The sequence below is a fragment of the Anoxybacillus sp. MB8 genome, assembly GCF_011006755.1.
In the GTDB taxonomy this organism is placed as follows: Bacteria; Bacillota; Bacilli; order Bacillales; family Anoxybacillaceae; genus Anoxybacillus; species Anoxybacillus gonensis.
In genome coordinates, this window is record NZ_RXXX01000111.1 from 1 (window position 1) to 712 (window position 712).

The 712-nt window shown below is 47.3% G+C and carries 1 protein-coding gene; it reads right to left on the bottom strand.

Annotated features, from left to right (window positions below; all coding sequences use genetic code 11):
- The coding region (locus tag EKC99_RS15355) for a UPF0236 family transposase-like protein (protein WP_205597825.1) at window positions 1–712 on the bottom strand (712 nt) is incomplete at both ends.

Below are 712 nucleotides of genomic sequence, written 5' to 3' on the forward strand. Positions count from 1 at the left end.
CATCCCTCCAACTTCGACCGTTTTTACTTCGTTTCGCAAACACATGCATCGTTCCTTCCGCACTCCCCATCGCCCTCATGTTTGTCGTGTCAATCCCTTTTTCCTTCAACCATACGCGATAGTCACGTAAACATCCTGGTATCTCCTCGATTCGACGAACAAGCGCCTCGAGTTGCTTTTCCTTCTCCTCATGTTCTAGCGTACCGATGGCACTTGTGAGTTCTCGTAACACGCCTTCTTCATCCCATGATGCTAATTTCTTTCGAATCACCCGATATCTTGCATGACCTCGGAACAATTGACGAATCTCTCTCGCCACATGGAACCGATCGAGTTGAAAGTACCCTCTATCTCCGAAATATTCACGACAAGCCGTAATCCACGGCGCACCATCTCCATTGATGACGACCCAATCTTCTAGTGGATCATACCCATATTCTTTCACTAAGAAGCTCTCGACGGCTTCCCAGATTGGCTCATTCGTTTGATGAACATAGTAGCGTCGGTTCACCAAAGAAACTCGTTTGCCGTTTTTCTCCCATCCTTGGTGAATCGTCACAATTTTCTCTTCTTTCCCTTTCATGCGGCTTCGTTGGCGTTTGACGTATAGTCCGTCTGCCTCAATGAAAAATACCCGACCTTTTTTCTCCATCTTGCGGTGTCCAACGACTTCAGCCTCGACAATCAACTGACGAATCGTTTCGTGGCTCAT